Annotated in this window: 14 protein-coding genes; 10 read left to right on the top strand and 4 right to left on the bottom strand. The window is 43.9% G+C overall.

Annotated features, from left to right (window positions below; genetic code table 11):
- Positions 1-50: 50 nt before the first annotated feature.
- The 3 genes from nrdA to ubiG form a co-directional block, all read right to left on the bottom strand.
- Positions 51-2,366: a class 1a ribonucleoside-diphosphate reductase subunit alpha gene (gene nrdA, locus AC0L6N_RS10420; RefSeq protein ID WP_011575260.1), complete on the bottom strand. Its 2,316-nt coding sequence runs from the start codon at positions 2,364-2,366 to the stop codon at positions 51-53.
- A gap of 382 nt (positions 2,367-2,748) precedes the next feature.
- Positions 2,749-3,405, bottom strand: coding sequence for an HAD family hydrolase (locus AC0L6N_RS10415; RefSeq protein ID WP_011575259.1), 657 nt, complete (start codon positions 3,403-3,405; stop codon positions 2,749-2,751).
- A 1-nt stretch (position 3,406) separates the two neighbouring features.
- Positions 3,407-4,126, bottom strand: coding sequence for a bifunctional 2-polyprenyl-6-hydroxyphenol methylase/3-demethylubiquinol 3-O-methyltransferase UbiG (ubiG, locus tag AC0L6N_RS10410; protein ID WP_473481079.1), 720 nt, complete (start codon positions 4,124-4,126; stop codon positions 3,407-3,409).
- A 280-nt stretch (positions 4,127-4,406) separates the two neighbouring features.
- Here ubiG and gyrA point away from each other — a divergent pair, with 280 nt between their 5' ends.
- The 9 genes from gyrA to pyrF all read left to right on the top strand — a co-directional run bounded on the left by gyrA (position 4,407) and on the right by pyrF (position 14,880).
- On the top strand, positions 4,407-7,100 hold the full coding sequence (gene gyrA / locus AC0L6N_RS10405; RefSeq protein WP_011575257.1) for a DNA topoisomerase (ATP-hydrolyzing) subunit A: 2,694 nt from the start codon (positions 4,407-4,409) through the stop codon (positions 7,098-7,100).
- 99 nt (positions 7,101-7,199) lie between these two features.
- Positions 7,200-8,285 (top strand): 3-phosphoserine/phosphohydroxythreonine transaminase, encoded by a 1,086-nt coding sequence (gene serC, locus AC0L6N_RS10400; protein WP_473481077.1) that lies wholly within the window; start codon positions 7,200-7,202, stop codon positions 8,283-8,285.
- Between the two features lies 1 nt (position 8,286).
- On the top strand, positions 8,287-9,576 hold the full coding sequence (gene aroA / locus AC0L6N_RS10395; RefSeq protein ID WP_473481076.1) for a 3-phosphoshikimate 1-carboxyvinyltransferase: 1,290 nt from the start codon (positions 8,287-8,289) through the stop codon (positions 9,574-9,576).
- A 125-nt stretch (positions 9,577-9,701) separates the two neighbouring features.
- The gene (cmk, locus tag AC0L6N_RS10390; RefSeq protein ID WP_011575254.1) at positions 9,702-10,379 is read left to right on the top strand and encodes a (d)CMP kinase; all 678 of its coding nucleotides are present in this window, start codon (positions 9,702-9,704) and stop codon (positions 10,377-10,379) included.
- Positions 10,380-10,436: 57 nt separating this feature from the next.
- Positions 10,437-12,176: a 30S ribosomal protein S1 gene (gene rpsA, locus AC0L6N_RS10385; protein ID WP_081429937.1), complete on the top strand. Its 1,740-nt coding sequence runs from the start codon at positions 10,437-10,439 to the stop codon at positions 12,174-12,176.
- A gap of 70 nt (positions 12,177-12,246) precedes the next feature.
- Positions 12,247-12,537 carry an integration host factor subunit beta gene (ihfB, locus tag AC0L6N_RS10380; RefSeq protein WP_006991151.1) on the top strand — a complete coding sequence of 97 codons (291 nt, stop codon included), beginning with the start codon at positions 12,247-12,249 and terminating at the stop codon, positions 12,535-12,537.
- A 199-nt stretch (positions 12,538-12,736) separates the two neighbouring features.
- Positions 12,737-13,006 (top strand): LapA family protein, encoded by a 270-nt coding sequence (locus AC0L6N_RS10375; protein WP_473481073.1) that lies wholly within the window; start codon positions 12,737-12,739, stop codon positions 13,004-13,006.
- A 2-nt stretch (positions 13,007-13,008) separates the two neighbouring features.
- Positions 13,009-14,178: a lipopolysaccharide assembly protein LapB gene (gene lapB, locus AC0L6N_RS10370; protein WP_473481072.1), complete on the top strand. Its 1,170-nt coding sequence runs from the start codon at positions 13,009-13,011 to the stop codon at positions 14,176-14,178.
- A gap of 6 nt (positions 14,179-14,184) precedes the next feature.
- Positions 14,185-14,880, top strand: coding sequence for an orotidine-5'-phosphate decarboxylase (gene pyrF, locus AC0L6N_RS10365; protein WP_473481070.1), 696 nt, complete (start codon positions 14,185-14,187; stop codon positions 14,878-14,880).
- A 107-nt stretch (positions 14,881-14,987) separates the two neighbouring features.
- Here the strand turns inward: pyrF and ald are convergent, their stop codons facing one another.
- Positions 14,988-16,118 carry an alanine dehydrogenase gene (gene ald, locus AC0L6N_RS10360; protein WP_011575250.1) on the bottom strand — a complete coding sequence of 377 codons (1,131 nt, stop codon included), beginning with the start codon at positions 16,116-16,118 and terminating at the stop codon, positions 14,988-14,990.
- 150 nt (positions 16,119-16,268) lie between these two features.
- On the opposite strand from ald, the gene lrp reads away from it, so the two are divergent.
- Positions 16,269-16,754 (top strand): leucine-responsive transcriptional regulator Lrp, encoded by a 486-nt coding sequence (lrp, locus tag AC0L6N_RS10355; protein ID WP_011575249.1) that lies wholly within the window; start codon positions 16,269-16,271, stop codon positions 16,752-16,754.
- The last annotated feature ends 21 nt before the right edge of the window (positions 16,755-16,775 follow it).

Here is a 16,775-nt window from a genome sequence, read left to right as displayed (position 1 = left end):
ATTTTGAGTTGAATTCGCCCTTTAGGGATACGCTAAAGGGCTCAGAAAGATTAAATTTTACACGCACCGCCAGCACAATCGTCGTCTTCTTCAACGACTGCTTCTTGTGGAACGAACTGGGTTGATTTCAGCTCTTGCTGTGATGTATCTGCTGCGCCATCACGAGTGTTGTGGTAGTACAAAGTTTTTACGCCTAGCTGATAAGCGGTAAGCAAGTCTTTCAACAATAACTTCATGGGGACTTTGCCACCGTCGTATTTGTTCGGGTCGTAACTGGTGTTAGCTGAAATTGTTTGATCAACAAACTTTTGCATAATACCGGTTAACTGTAAGTAACCATCGTTAGACGGTAAGTCCCACAACAATTCGTACTTGTCTTTCAACAATTCGTACTCAGGCACCACCTGCTTCAACACTCCATCTTTACTAGATTTAACACTGATGTGGCCGCGTGGTGGCTCAATGCCATTGGTGGCATTTGAAATCTGTGATGATGTTTCAGACGGCATCAAGGCAGACAAGGTACTGTTACGTAGACCGTATTGCTTGATGTCAGCACGTAGACTGTCCCAGTCACAATGCAGTGGCTCGTTACAAATTTTGTCTAAGTCTTTCTTGTAGGTATCAATTGGCATGATCCCTTGAGAGTAGGTGGTCTCATCAAACTTAGGACATGCGCCTTTCTCTTTTGCTAGGTTACAAGAGGCACGCATCAAGTGATATTGCATGGCTTCAAATGTTCGGTGAATGAGGCCGTTGGCACTGCCATCTGAGTATTTAACGCCGTTCTTAGCAAGGTAGTAGGCAAAATTGATTACACCTATACCCAATGTACGACGCCCCATAGTGGCATTGTACGCTGCGGGTACGGGGTAATCTTGATAATCGAGTAGGTTGTCAAGCGCACGTACGGCGAGGTCAGCCATTTCTGCGAAGTCTTCTAAGCTTTCAATGGCACCTAGGTTAAACGCTGATAATGTACAAAGGGCAATTTCGCCGTTTTCGTCATTAACGTGCTCAAGGGGTTTAGTCGGTAGAGCGATTTCAAGACACAGGTTGCTTTGACGGATCGGTGCAACTTTCGGGTCGAAAGGACTGTGCGTGTTGCAGTGATCCACGTTCTGAAGATAGATACGGCCGGTACTAGCACGCTCTTGCATGAACAAGCTAAACAACTCTACTGCTTTGATTTGGGTCTTGCGGATGCTGTCATCTTGCTCGTACTTAACGTATAGCTCTTCAAATTTAGGTTGGTCAGCAAAGAACGCATCGTACAAACCAGGTACGTCAGATGGGCTAAACAAGCTAATGTGCTGATCTTTAATCAAGCGCTGATACATCAACTTATTAAATTGCACGCCGTAATCCAAATGACGAACGCGGTTTTCTTCTACACCACGGTTATTTTTCAATACTAGAAGTGATTCCACTTCCATATGCCAAAGTGGGTAGAAAAGTGTTGCTGCACCGCCGCGAACGCCGCCTTGTGAACAACTTTTAACGGCAGTTTGGAAATACTTGTAGAATGGAATACAACCCGTATGGAATGCTTCGCCGCCGCGAATAGGGCTACCAAGAGCACGTATGCGCCCTGCGTTGACACCGATACCGGCGCGCTGGCTCACGTATTTAACAATGGCACTGGCTGTCGCGTTAATTGAATCAAGGCTATCGCCAGCTTCAATCAATACACATGAGCTGAACTGCCTTGTAGGTGTACGCACGCCGGCCATGATTGGCGTAGGCAGTGAGATTTTGAATTTCGACGTCGCATCATAGAAGCGCTTGATGTATTCCATGCGCGAATCTTTCGGGTAATCAGCAAACAAACATGCTGCGACCAAGATATATAAAAATTGGGCACTTTCGTAAATTTCGCCTGTTACCCGGTTTTGAACAAGGTATTTACCTTCTAGCTGCTTTACTGCGGCGTAGCTAAAGTCCATGTCACGCCAGTGGTCAATATAATCATCCATTTCTTGAAATTCAGCTTCGCTGTAATCACTCAACAAATGTTGATCATATTTTTGCATCTCGACCATGTTGGTAACATGGGCGAAAAGCGCTGGGGGCTCAAACTGCCCATAAGCTTTCTTACGTAAATGGAAGATAGCCAAACGTGCTGCTAAGTATTGATAATCTGGTGCGTCTGTTGAAATAAGATCGGCCGCTGAGCGGATCAGCGTTTCATGAATATCTTCTGTCTTGATACCGTCGTAGAACTGAATATGCGCTTTAATTTCCACCTGAGATACAGACACATTATTAAGGCCTTTAGCTGCCCAAGTAATAACTTTGTGGATTTTTTCGAGGTCAATGCTTTCGCGCTCGCCAGTTCGCTTGGTAACGAAGAGTTTGTTATTCATGTATACGCCGTTTTGATTATAGTTTTTACAAAATATAGAAACGGTGAATTTCACCATTTCTGTGGAAATTATGCTTGACGAAGAGGGAAAGTTGCGGATCTTTTTTACAACGACCATCCTGTCGATAAAACACAAGATAATGAGGTTTTAGTGCCTTTGCAACCCCACATCTGGTGCTTTTGTAGACGTTCAAATCAACAGAAAATTTATGTTAGTAACGACTCACCTAACAAGGCCATTCTCTTTGCATGTATAGGGAATGCAAGATCATTTTTAGGAATTATTTTTTTATAAACTTTTTTAATCGAAAAAATAAGTTGTTATAATTTCACGATATATAGTGTCTAGGTGTTTACAAAACCACTACATATCGTGTTTGGTGTTATAGGTGGGCGAGGATTGCCTGTGGTTGATCAATGTACAGATCCGCATTCCAGCTGTCTGATCTATGCTCTGGGCCTATGTATCCATAGTTTGCCACCACACTAAACATGTTCGCAGCTTTTGCGGCATCTATGTCACGTTTAGCATCACCGATATACCAACACTCTGTAGGATTAATGTTCATCGCGTTTGCAGCATGTATCAGGGGCAAAGGGTGGGGTTTGCGTTTTTCTAACGTGTCGCCACTGATGACCACTTGGCACTGGGCAAACTCGTCAAAATGAGGTAACAAAAGCTCGGTGAGCCATTGTGGTTTATTGGTCACAATGCCCCAAGGGATATTATCCTTATCTAAACGTGCAAGTAGCTCTCTAATGCCATCAAACGAAACGGTATCTACACATATCTCTTGTTCATATCTTTCAAGAAAAAGGGCCCTAAGTGCTTCGACGTCAAAATCCGCAAGCCTATCGCCAAAGCCTATTTCGAGTAATCCTTGAGAGCCATCGGAAGCAATATTACGATATACGCTGAACGCGCATGAGGGCATTTTATGTTGGTGTAAAACCCAGTTTAGGGCATTGCCTAAATCTCGTGCAGTGTCTAATAACGTACCGTCTAAATCGAACAATACACCTTTGGGCTTATTTAGCATGTTATGCATCACCGCCATGCTGACAATGTACGATGTAATTCACGTCAACGTTTTTGTCAGATAAATAAAACTGTTGAGTAATGGGGTTTACATGCAGGCCTGTCATATGTTTCGCCATTAAAGATGTATTGTCTACCCAGTTTAATAATTCCGAGGGTTTAATAAACTTGTCATGATTGTGGGTTTCTTTTGGCACTAATTTAAGAATGTGCTCTGCGCCGACTATCGCCATCAAATATGATTTGATATTACGGTTTAGGGTCGAGAAAAATACCGTGCCACCAGGTTTAACCAGTCTGCTACAGGCCTCAACAACAGATGACGGGTCAGGCACATGTTCGAGCATTTCCATACAAGTCACCACATCGAATTGCCCAGGATGGGCATCAGCGAACTCTTCCGCTGTTGACAGCTGATAGTCAATGCTTAATTGTGATTCAAGGCTATGTAATCTTGCTACTTCAAGCGGGGCTTCGCCCATATCAATGCCGGATACTTCAGCACCCGCGCGCGCCATACTTTCCGCTAAAATACCGCCACCGCAACCCACATCAATCACTTTCTTGCCTTCAAGCCCTTGAGTGCGCTGCACGATATAATCGGTTCTAAGTGGGTTGATGGTATGTAAGGGTTTAAACTCCCCGTTTAGGTCCCACCAACGAGATGCCAAATCGGCAAATTTCTGTATTTCTTGATGGTCAACATTTTGAGCTGAGTTCATATTGCGGTCCAAAAATTTGAATTTCGCTATTATAGCCAGCATGTATTAAAGCTGGCTAGCGCAATATATGCGGTTTTTTAGCGTCTTTGGCTACTATATGAGCGGATCCTATCTATTTATTTTTTACGGTCAGTGTTAGAATCCCAAGGCTCGATAATACGAAATTCCAGAGTTAATCGTTGACTGTTATTTTGAGGCCTAGCTCAAATGCACTGACGCGGATTGTAAATTTTATGTCTAATTCTATTTCTAATAATAATGACTAGGGACAAGGCTGTATATGACTGATCACGCCCAAGAAATTCTTCCTATTAATATTGAAGAAGAACTTAAAAATTCTTATCTTGATTACGCCATGAGCGTAATTGTAGGCAGGGCGCTGCCTGATGTAAGAGATGGCTTGAAGCCCGTGCATCGCCGGGTTTTGTTCGCTATGAACGAGCTGAAAAACGATTTTAACAAACCCTATAAAAAATCGGCACGTGTTGTCGGTGATGTTATCGGTAAGTACCACCCACATGGAGACTCGGCTGTTTACGATACCATCGTACGTATGGCTCAGCCGTTTTCTTTACGTTACATGCTGGTAGATGGTCAAGGTAACTTCGGTTCTGTTGATGGTGATTCAGCCGCTGCAATGCGTTACACCGAAATCCGTATGGCGAAAATTTCCCATGAATTATTAGCGGATTTAGAAAAAGAAACCGTCGACTTCGTTCCGAATTACGACGGCACCGAATTCATCCCTGACGTACTGCCCACTAAAGTACCCAACCTATTAATCAATGGTTCTTCAGGTATTGCTGTTGGTATGGCGACTAACATTCCTCCTCACAACTTAACCGAAGTTGTGAACGGGTGTATCGCGTTAATTGATAAGCCTGAGCTTTCCATTGAAGAATTGATGGAATATATCCCAGGCCCAGATTTCCCGACCGCTGCCTTTATAAGTGGTCGTAAGGGTATTGAAGAAGCGTACCGTACTGGGCGTGGAAAAATATACATGCGCGCCCGCGCAGAGATTGAGCGCGAAGACAATGGTAAAGAAACCATAGTCGTTCACGAAATTCCTTATCAGGTCAACAAAGCGCGCCTAATTGAAAAGATAGCCGAGCTGGTAAAAGAAAAGAAAATAGAAGGCATTTCAGCCCTACGTGATGAGTCTGACAAAGATGGCATGCGTATTGTAGTTGAAGTCAAACGTAACGAGTCAGGTGAAGTCTTACTGAACCACTTATATTCACAAACACAGATGCAAACCGTGTTTGGGATCAACATGGTGGCACTGGATAAAACTCAGCCTAAAGTGTTCAATTTACTTGAGATACTGCAAGCCTTCGTTTTACACCGCCGCGAAGTGGTCACACGCCGTACGGTTTTCGAACTGAAGAAAGCCCGTGAGCGTGCCCATATTCTTGAAGGTTTAGCGATTGCTTTGGCTAATATAGACCCGATAATCGCACTGATTAAAGCGTCTAAAAGCCCGTCTGATGCCAAAATATCATTGACGGCTCAAGGTTGGGCATTAGGTGATGTGTCTGACATGTTAGAGCGTGCCGGTAATGACGCAGCTCGTCCTGATTGGTTAGAGCCTGAGTTTGGTATTCGTGATGGTTTGTACTATCTAACAGAGCAGCAAGCGCAAGCAATTCTTGACCTACGTTTGAATAAATTAACGGGTCTTGAGCACGAAAAAATTCTTTCTGAGTACAAAGAGTTATTAGACCTGATTGCAGAATTACTGCATATATTAGGTAGTCCTGAGCGCTTGATGGAAGTCATACGTGAGGAGCTTGAAAAAATTCGTGATGAATTCGGTGATGAGCGCCGCACTGAAATCACTGCCGCATCTCACGATATCGATATTGAAGACTTGATTGAACGTGAAGAGGTTGTGGTGACACTATCTCGTGAAGGTTACGTAAAGTATCAAAAGCTAAACGATTACGAGTCGCAGCGCCGTGGTGGTAAAGGTAAATCAGCGACCAAGATGAAAGAAGAAGATTTCATCGAGAAGTTACTGGTGGCCAATACCCATGACCACATTTTGTGCTTCTCTACTCGCGGCCGATTGTATTGGCTAAAAGTATACCAATTGCCATTAGCAAGTCGTAATGCACGCGGTCGTCCAATTGTGAATATTTTACCGTTGGAAGCAAATGAACGTATCACTGCGATTTTGCCTATTCAAGAATTTGAAGAAGGTAAATACGTCTTAATGGCTACGGCTAATGGTACGGTGAAGAAAACGGCCTTGGTCCAGTACTCACGCCCACGTGCAAACGGTATTATCGCGGTCAACTTGAACGACGGTGATGAGCTAATCGGTGTTGATATTACCGACGGTAGCAGTGATATCATGTTGTTCTCGGATGCGGGTAAAGTCGTTCGCTTTAATGAAAAAGCACGTGATTCAGAAACAGGGGCAGTTAAAATTGATCCTGAAACTGGCGAAGAAATCCTAGCACTACGTCCAATGGGGCGCACAGCAACAGGTGTTCGTGGCATACGCTTACAAGATGGCCAAAAAGTGGTGTCGTTGATTGTACCTCAAGGTGATGGCGCGATTTTAACCGCCACCGAAAATGGTTTCGGTAAACGTACCCCTGTCGAAGATTACCCAGCGAAGAGCCGTGCCACGCAAGGTGTGGTATCCATTAAGGTTTCAGAGCGTAACGGTAAGGTCGTCGGTGCTGTACAGGTTAATGATAGCGATGAAATCATGCTGATCAGTGACCAAGGTACTTTAGTACGTACTCGCGTCGGTGAAGTCTCTACCGTGGGTCGTAACACTCAGGGCGTACGCTTAATACGCACTGGAGAGGACGAACATGTTGTAGGTCTGCAGCGCATCGATGAAGTTGAAGAGTTAGAAGAAGAACTAGAGGCGTTAGCTGAAGGTGACGAGACAGTCGAAGCCGCAGCATCAGACGTGGATAACACCACGGATGAAGATCCTCAAAACGAAGAGTAAAGCCCGTAGATGGTAAGGTAGGCTGCACGCTTACTTTATTATCCTATAGTTTATTAAAACGAGCGGCTTAGCCGCTCTTTTTGTATCGGAAATTAAAGAATGACCAAGGTTTATAATTTTTGTGCCGGTCCGGCCATGTTACCCGAAGCTGTGATGCAGCAAGCCCAAAATGAATTCATCAACTGGCAGAACCAAGGTTGTTCGGTGATGGAAATGAGTCACCGTAGTAAAGAGTTTATCGCCCTTGCTGAAACCGCCGAGCAAGACTTGAGAGACTTATTGAGTATCCCTGATAACTACAAAGTGTTGTTTACTCACGGTGGTGGCCGTGGTCAGTTCTCTGCAGTGCCTCTTAACTTGTCACAAGAAGGTGACAGCGCTGACTATATAGTGAGTGGCTCCTGGTCAAAAAGCGCCGTTGATGAAGCGCAAAAATACATTAACGTGAATATCGCCGCTACTACGACTAATGAAGACGGCCTAGTGGTGATGCCTGCCCAAGAGACTTGGAATCAAAATCCTGATGCCGCTTATATTCACTATTGCCCCAATGAGACGGTAGATGGAGTTGAAATCAACTGGATCCCAGAAACAGGAGACATACCCCTTGTGGCAGATATGTCATCGAATATTTTGTCGCAACCTATCGACGTGAGTAAATTTGGCGTGATCTACGCCGGAGCCCAAAAAAATATTGGGCCTTCAGGTTTATCCGTTGTAATAGTTCGCGACGACTTGTTGGACAAGGCACGCTCGATTACCCCTGCGATCTTCGATTACACGGTTATCGCTAAACATGATTCTATGTATAACACGCCACCAACGTTTGCTTGGTATTTAGCAGGCTTGGTTTTCAAGTGGTTAAAAGAGCAGGGCGGCGTAGCAGCGATGGCTGAACGCAACAAAGCTAAATCAGATCTACTTTACTCATGTATTGATGACCTAGGTTTTTATAGCAACAATGTTGCCCCTGAATATCGCTCTCGCATGAATGTCACGTTTCATTTGAAAAATGCAGAACTAGATAAGCAGTTTTTAGCTGAAGCTGAAAATGCTGGGCTAAAAGCTTTAAAAGGTCATCGTATTGTTGGTGGTATGCGCGCTAGTATCTACAACGCCATGCCAATCGAAGGTGTGCAAGCCTTGGTTAACTTCATGCAAGAATTTGCTAAGAGGAATGGTTAATATGAGTCGTTCAGCTCCATTGTTACTCAATCCCATTTCGGCGATTTCAGGCACAGTTAACGTGCCTGGCTCTAAAAGTTTGTCTAATCGTGCTTTATTGCTTGGCGCAGTAGCAAATGGTGAAACGCATCTCACTAATTTACTCGACAGTGAGGACATTCGGCACATGCTAAAAGCATTGACTCAACTGGGTGTAAAATACCGCTTATCTGACGATAAAACCGAGTGTTGGGTGCAGGGCTTAGGTCGTGGTTTTAGTGTGGATAATCTAGAGACATTATTTTTAGGCAATGCAGGCACCGCCATGCGTCCTTTATGTGCTGTATTAGCCACCTCCATAGGTGAGTTTGAATTAACGGGGGAACCCCGGATGGAAGAGCGCCCAATTGGCGCCTTAGTTGATTCACTACGCCAAGCCGGTGCTCAGATTACCTATTTGAAAAATGAAGGCTATCCACCATTAAAAATGAAGGGTATGGCGTTAAAAGGCGGCAATATTAGTGTGGAAGGCACGGTTTCTAGTCAGTTTTTAACCGCGCTACTCATGGCTGCGCCATTATTTGAACATGACAGCGTTATCAATATTGTCGGAGAGTTGGTATCGAAACCTTATATAGATATTACGCTTAATACCATGGCGCAATTTGGTATAACCGTTGAAAACAACAACTACCAAAGCTTTACTGTCAAAGGTAACCAACAGTACCAAGCTGCTGGCGATTTTTTGGTTGAAGGTGATGCCTCATCTGCATCTTACTTTTTAGCCGCGGGTGCCATTAAAGGCGGCACGGTGCGTGTTACCGGCGTAGGAAAGAAGAGTATTCAAGGGGATATTCGTTTCGCCGATGTGCTCGAAAAAATGGGCGCGAAAATCACATGGGGTGATGACTATATTGAAGTCACAGGTGCACCTTTGACTGCGGTCGATATGGACATGAACCACATCCCTGATGCAGCAATGACCATCGCAACGACCGCATTATTTGCCAAAGGCACCACGTCAATTCGTAATATTTATAATTGGCGCGTCAAAGAAACAGACAGATTAGCCGCTATGGCGTGTGAATTACGTAAAGTGGGTGCAGAGGTTATCGAAGGCCAAGATTACATCACTATTACGCCTCCGAACACGTTGATTCAAACTGATATCGATACTTACGATGATCACCGCGTAGCCATGTGTTTTTCACTTGTGGCATTGAGCGATACACCTGTGACGATTAACGATCCTGACTGTACGGCTAAAACCTTCCCTGATTACTTCACTCGCCTAAAGCAAATAAGCGCCTAAATTAGTGACCGCTGTGAACATGAGCTCGTGTTTACAGCGGTCACGAGATTGTAAACTTGCTTACATTGCTTATATAAATTCAACGGGTATAATTGCGCGCGATTTTCATTAGCTCAGGAGAGAGCATGCAATTATTTCCCGTCATCACAGTAGACGGCCCAAGTGGAGCTGGTAAGGGCACCGTGAGTACCTTATTAGCCAATCGTTTAGGTTGGCATTTCCTCGACAGCGGCGCGATCTATCGTGTTTTGGCTATCGCCTCTATCCATCATCAAATTGATCCTAATGACGAAGCAGGCCTATTACCACTGGCTTCAGGCTTGGATGTTAACTTTGAGCCAGCAGAGCATGGCTGTAAGGTGATTTTAGAAGGTGAAGATGTCAGTGATGACATTCGTACAGAAGAGGTCGGGGCAGTGGCCTCCAAAGTGGCGTCACTACCAAGTATTCGTGAGGCGTTACTGCGTCGCCAGCGAGCATTTAAAGAAGCGCCAGGTCTTGTCGCCGATGGACGTGACATGGGTACCATTGTATTCCCTGAGGCAGATGTAAAGATATTTCTTACGGCGAGCGCCCAAGAGCGTGCTAGCCGTAGATTTAATCAGTTGAAAGAAGCCGGTCATAATGTTAGCATATTGCGCCTTTTGGCTGACATAGAGGCTCGTGACGAGCGCGACTCAAATCGCAGCGTAGCGCCTTTAGTACCAGCAAAAGACGCGCTTATTGTTGATTCTACTGAATTAACAATAACGCAAGTAATTGATAAGATTACTGAATTTGCTAGTTCTAAAATCGAAATCTGATTTAAGAGCTAGCATTATATCACTTGTAAACTGCCCAACATCAGGATGAAGTTGGCAATGAATAACAACCCCACGTTAGCCGGATTGCAGTGTGGATGTCAAAATGAAACAAATAACTTAACTATGACTGAAAATTTTGCTCAACTATTTGAAGAAAGCTTAAAAGAAATCGAAACCCGTCCAGGTGCAATTGTTAAAGGTACTATCGTATCTATCGACAAAGACATCGTACTTGTAGACGCAGGTTTGAAATCTGAAAGCGCGATCCCAGCTGAACAATTCCGTAATGCTGACGGTACACTAGATGTTGAAATCGGAGACCAAGTTGACGTTGCTCTAGACGCAATTGAAGACGGTTTCGGTGAAACAATCTTGTCTCGCGAAAAAGCAAAACGTCACGAAGCCTGGGTTGAGCTAGAAAAAGCTTACGATGACAAAGAAACGATTAAAGGTGTTATCAATGGTAAGGTCAAAGGTGGCTTTACGGTTGAAGTGAATACAGTTCGTGCATTCTTACCTGGTTCATTGGTTGACGTACGCCCAGTACGCGACACGACTCATCTTGAAGGTAAAGAACTGGAATTCAAAGTTATCAAGCTTGATGCTAAGCGTAACAACGTGGTTGTTTCACGTCGCGCGGTTATCGAAGCAGAAAGCAGCGCAGAACGTGATCAACTTCTTGCTAACCTTGAAGAAGGCCATGAAGTTAAAGGTATCGTTAAGAACCTTACTGATTACGGCGCGTTCGTTGATCTTGGTGGTGTTGATGGTCTTCTACACATTACTGATATGGCTTGGAAACGCGTTAAGCACCCAAGTGAAATCGTTAATGTTGGTGATGAAATTAACGTTAAAGTACTTAAGTTCGACAAAGAAAAATCTCGTGTTTCATTAGGTATGAAACAAATGGGCAACGATCCTTGGCAAGAAATTGCAGAGCGTTACCCTGAAGGTTCTAAATTGAGCGGTGCAGTCACTAACCTAACTGACTACGGTTGTTTCGTTGAAATCGAAGACGGCGTTGAAGGTCTAGTTCACGTATCTGAAATGGATTGGACTAACAAAAACATTCACCCATCTAAAGTGGTTAACTTGGGTGACACTGTTGAAGTTATGGTTCTTGAAATTGACGAAGAGCGTCGTCGTATTTCTCTTGGCCTTAAGCAATGTAAACCTAACCCATGGGAAGAGTTTGCTAAGGCACAGAGCAAAGGCGATAAAGTTAGTGGTAAGATCAAGTCTATTACTGACTTCGGTATCTTTATCGGTCTCGACGGCGGCATTGACGGCTTAGTACATTTGTCTGACATTTCTTGGAACAAGACTGGCGAAGACGCTGTTCGTGAATACAAGAAAGGCGACGAAATCTCTGCTGTTGTTCTACAAGTTGACCCAGAGCGTGAGCGTATCTCTCTAGGTGTTAAACAGATTGAAGAAGATCCGTTTAACCAATACCTGACGGATACCAAGAAAGGTACTATCGTTGTTGGTACTGTGACTGAAGTTGACGCCAAAGGCGTAACTGTTAAACTTGCAGAAGAAGTTGAAGGTTACATCCGCGCAACTGATTTAGCTCGCGAACGTGTTGAAGATGCATCTGAAGTAGCATCTGTAGGCGACGAAATCGAAGCTAAGTTCATGGGCGTTGACCGTAAGAACCGCATCGTTAACTTGTCTGTTAAAGCAAAAGACCAAGCAGACGAGAAAGAAGCACTTGACAAAGTTAACCAACAAGAAGAAGTTGGTTTTGCTAACGCATTTGCTGAAGCCTTTAAAGCGGCGAAGAGCGAAGATTAATCAATCAAGGTGCGTATTATACGCACCGATAAATTTTCACAACGTACTTATATATTGAAGGAGAGTTTTAATGACAAAGTCAGAACTTATCGAAAGACTAGCGGATAAAGCCCGTCACGTACCTTCAAGAGACGTTGAGTTGGCTATCAAGGAAATGCTAGAGCAAATGGCGCAAACCTTACAGAAAGGTGAACGCATCGAAATCCGTGGATTTGGAAGTTTCTCTTTGCATTACCGCGCGCCTCGCGTAGGTCGTAACCCGAAAACAGGTGAGACAGTGGAGTTAGACGGTAAACACGTTCCCCACTTCAAACCTGGTAAAGAGTTACGAGAAAGGGTCAACGAAGATTTAATTGCTTGATTTATCTCTAAATCATTAAAACGGCACTCCAATTGGGGTGCCGTTTTTGTTAGAGTGTAGTAAATTATAAATGACGTTTATAAACACATCTCGTTATTGGCCGTAGTGGTAGCTGTTTCGAATACTTAATTCAGAAATGAGTAAAGTATGTTTATAAAAAAGAGTTCAGATCCAAATGCCCACTAGGAGGCAAATAAGTATGAAGTTGAAGGGATTACTATCTCTTATTGCTGTATTAGTCTTGCTGTTAATAGGCGGCTTTATTGGTTCTCAAAATACCCATAGTGTCACAGTAAATTATCTTGTAGCGCAGAGCGACATCCGTGTGTCATTACTTATGCTGATTGTGTTCTTATGTGGTGTGCTACTCAGCGTAATTCTATTCTCACTTTATGTTTTACGATTAAAGTGGCGAGTAGCAAGTTTAGAACGCCAACTTAAAAAATCTAATCGTGTAGACTCCCTTTAATCATGCTTGAACTGCTTTTTCTGCTATTACCTGTAGCCGCCGGATATGGCTGGGTGATGGGGCGCAATAGCGTACGTCAAGCACAGCGTAAGCAATCTAGTATTTTATCTAAGCATTACTATAAAGGCTTAAATTTCCTCTTATCTGATGAGCCTGATAAGGCCGTCGATACTCTCATAAAAATGATCAACCTCGACAGTGATACGGTTGAAACCCATATTGCCATGGGCAAATTTTTCAGACACCGAGGCGAGTTAGACAGAGCAATCCGCGTTCATCAAAACCTTGTCAGTAAAGAACAAATTTCCCCTGCACAGCGCGAATCTGCCCTCAAAGAATTGGGCAAGGACTATGTGCTTGCAGGATTTTTAGAGCGTGCTGAGAACGCTTTTCTGCAGCTATTGAATTCAGACAAACATTTTCTAGATGCACAACAGCAGCTTTTCGATATCTATCAAGCCACCAAAGAATGGGGCAGAGGGATAGAGCTGGCTGAGAATATGATGGAAAATCATGGCGATAGTGACGAGCTATGCATTCGCATCTCGCATTTTTATTGCGAGCAAGCGGCTATTTATGTCCGTAAAAATGAACTTAATCTAGCCGAGAAAACCTTGCAAAAAGCCATTATGGCTGACCAAAATACCGTTCGCCCATGGCTAATGCTAGGGCAAATAGCGATTAGCCAAGAGCAATATCAGACCGCCATCGAGTACTTACAACAAGTGCCTTTGCGTGATATATCTTGGTTGAGTGAGGCGGTGCCGCTGATAGAACAAAGCGCTGAAGCACTGGGCGATCTTGAGCAGCTAGAAAAGATCCTTAACGAATATTGGCAGCAATGTGCCACTTCCTATCTAGCCAAAGTGAAATTAATGGCACGGCAGGGTTTAACAAAAGAAGCGGCTGATGTTTTGCTTGATCAACTGCGTAAACATCCCACCATGAAAGGCTTTAAAACGCTTATGGGGTTGTATATTGAACAACAAGCCCCTGATGAGTCCATGAATAGCCTTGTGCTATTAAAAGAGCTTGTTGAAGAGCAGATTAAGCAGCGACCTAAATATCGCTGTCACAGCTGTGGCTTTTCGGGGGGGCAAATACATTGGTTGTGCCCATCCTGTAAAAAATGGGGCCAGGTTAAACCGATTAAAGGCTTAGACGGAGAATAAACGTTAATGCAAGATCCAAAAGTGGTTATCGCACTTGATTTTGATGTAAAGAAAGACGCACTTGATTTTGTAGATAGAATTGACCCATCTCAGTGCCGTCTAAAAGTCGGTAAAGAAATGTTCACGTATTTCGGTCCTGAGTTTGTTCGCACTTTGGTGGCGAAGGAGTTCGATGTATTCCTCGATCTCAAGTTCCACGATATTCCAAATACCGTTGCCAAAGCGTGCATCGCCGCCGCAGATTTAGGCGTATGGATGGTGAACGTACATGCTTCTGGTGGCGAAGATATGATGATACGCGCGCGTGAAGGCTTAGCTCAGTTCGGTCAAGACAAGCCTCATCTTATCGCAGTAACAGTGCTTACCAGCATGGATAAGCGTCAGCTGTCACAAATTGGTATTCAATCATCGCCCATGGAGCACGTGTTAACGCTTGCATCCCTAACCAAACAAGCAGGACTTGACGGAGTGGTATGCTCGGCACAAGAAGCTGCAATGTTAAAAGAGATTTTGGGTAAGGAATTTATGTTGGTGACGCCCGGTATTCGTCCCCAGGGGAGTGACGTTGGTGATCAGAAACGTATTATGACACCTCAAGAGGCTATGCAAGTTGGGGTGGATTACATGGTTATTGGCCGTCCTATTACGCAAGCGAAGGATCCAGTCGCTGCGCTTGACGCTATTAATGCATCTATCGCTTGAGCTAATATTTAAAATTTAGACATTTACGTTAAATTTCTAGACGCATTTAAACGCACAAAAAAGGCACTCTCGAGTGCCTTTTTTATTTAATCTACATCCATTGATGTTTAGGCACTCAGTGCCGTTTTAGGATCGGTGTAGGTCAACCCTAAAGATTTTCCAAGTGCATCAACTACCGCTTTGTACGTAACTTTACCTTCATGCACATTCAAGCCGTTAAGCAAATGCGCATCATCTAACATAGCCTGCTTAGGCCCTTTGTTAGCCAAAGCTAAACCGAAAGGTAGCGTTGCATTGTTCAGTGCCATAGTGGATGTACGCGCAACACCGCCAGGCATGTTTGCTACGCAATAATGAACAACACCATCTACGATATAAACCGGATCTTGATGTGTCGTCGCTTTTGAGGTTTCAAAACAACCACCTTGATCAATAGCGACATCAACCACTACTGAGCCCTCTTTCATGTTTTTAACATGTTCTGCGGTCAATAGTTTAGGTGCTGCAGCGCCAGGAATGAGTACTGCACCCACCACTAAGTCAGCTTTTGACGAATAATGCTCAATAGCATCAACTGTTGAAAAAACGGTTTTAACACGGCCATCAAAAATATCATCTAACTCACGTAAGCGCGGTAAAGAGCGATCCAAAATGGTAACATCAGCACCAAGGCCCAACGCCATCTTAGCTGAATTTGTGCCCACAACACCGCCACCGATAATTAGCACTTTACCCGGAGCTACACCTGGCACACCACCCAACAATGTACCACTACCACCTTGTGCTTTTTCAAGATAGTGCGCGCCAGCTTGTACCGCCATACGACCAGCAACTTCACTCATTGGTGCAAGAAGGGGCAGGGCGTTGCGGTTATCAGTTACTGTTTCATAGGCAATGCAGGTTGCGCCAGATTCAATTAGTAGCTCGGTCTGTTTAGGATCGGGGGCAAGGTGCAAATAGGTATACAAGGTTTGGCCTTTGCGCAGCATTTTGCATTCATTTTCTTGCGGCTCTTTAACCTTTACAATCATCTCAGCTTTGGCAAAAACGGTTGCTGCATCAGGCACTATTTCAGCACCGGCAGCAATAAACTCTTCATTGGTAAAGCCAATAGCAGTACCCGCATTATCTTCAATTAATACTTGATGTCCATGAACAACAAACTCTTTAACTGCAGCAGGCGTAAGACCTACGCGATATTCGTGGTTTTTAATTTCTTTTGGTACACCAATTAGCATAAATTTTCCTTTGAAGCTTGAACCCGAGGGCGATTGAATGCGGTATTGCATAATGAGTGAAGTATAAGTGAAGGTTCGAAGAAAATTATTCTGAAGATTTAGTGCTTTAAGTATAAAATAGGGAGAAAGCCATTAAATGCAGTATTATCTATGTTAATAAAAACACCTAAACACCTCGATAGAATCGATCGTAATATTTTAAGTGAGCTGCAAAAGAACGGCCGTTTATCAAATATCGATTTAGCCAATAAGGTCGGTCTAAGTGCAAGTCCTTGTTTAGAAAGAGTTAAACGTCTTGAGAGTCAAGGCTATATTCTAGGCTATCATGCACGAGTCGACCCACAAAAACTCGGTGCGGCGATGTTAGTCTTCGTGGAAATTACGTTGACCAAAACGTCGCCTGATATATTTGAGCTATTTTCTACTGCGGTAAAACAGCATGAAGACATCCAAGAGTGTCATTTAGTCTCTGGTGATTTTGACTTTTTGCTTAAAGCGCGAGTGGCAGACATGTCGACCTATCGTAAGTTGCTTGGTGACACCCTACTTAGATTACCAGGAGTGAATGAATCTCGAACTTACGTTGTAATGGAAGAAGTCAAAGACACCACCATGGTGAAAATTAATCAACGCTGAACTGTTTAACCGAAGATTGCT

This window comes from Paraglaciecola sp. G1-13, from assembly GCF_055809255.1.
This window is presented reverse-complemented; position numbering and strand designations above follow the sequence as displayed.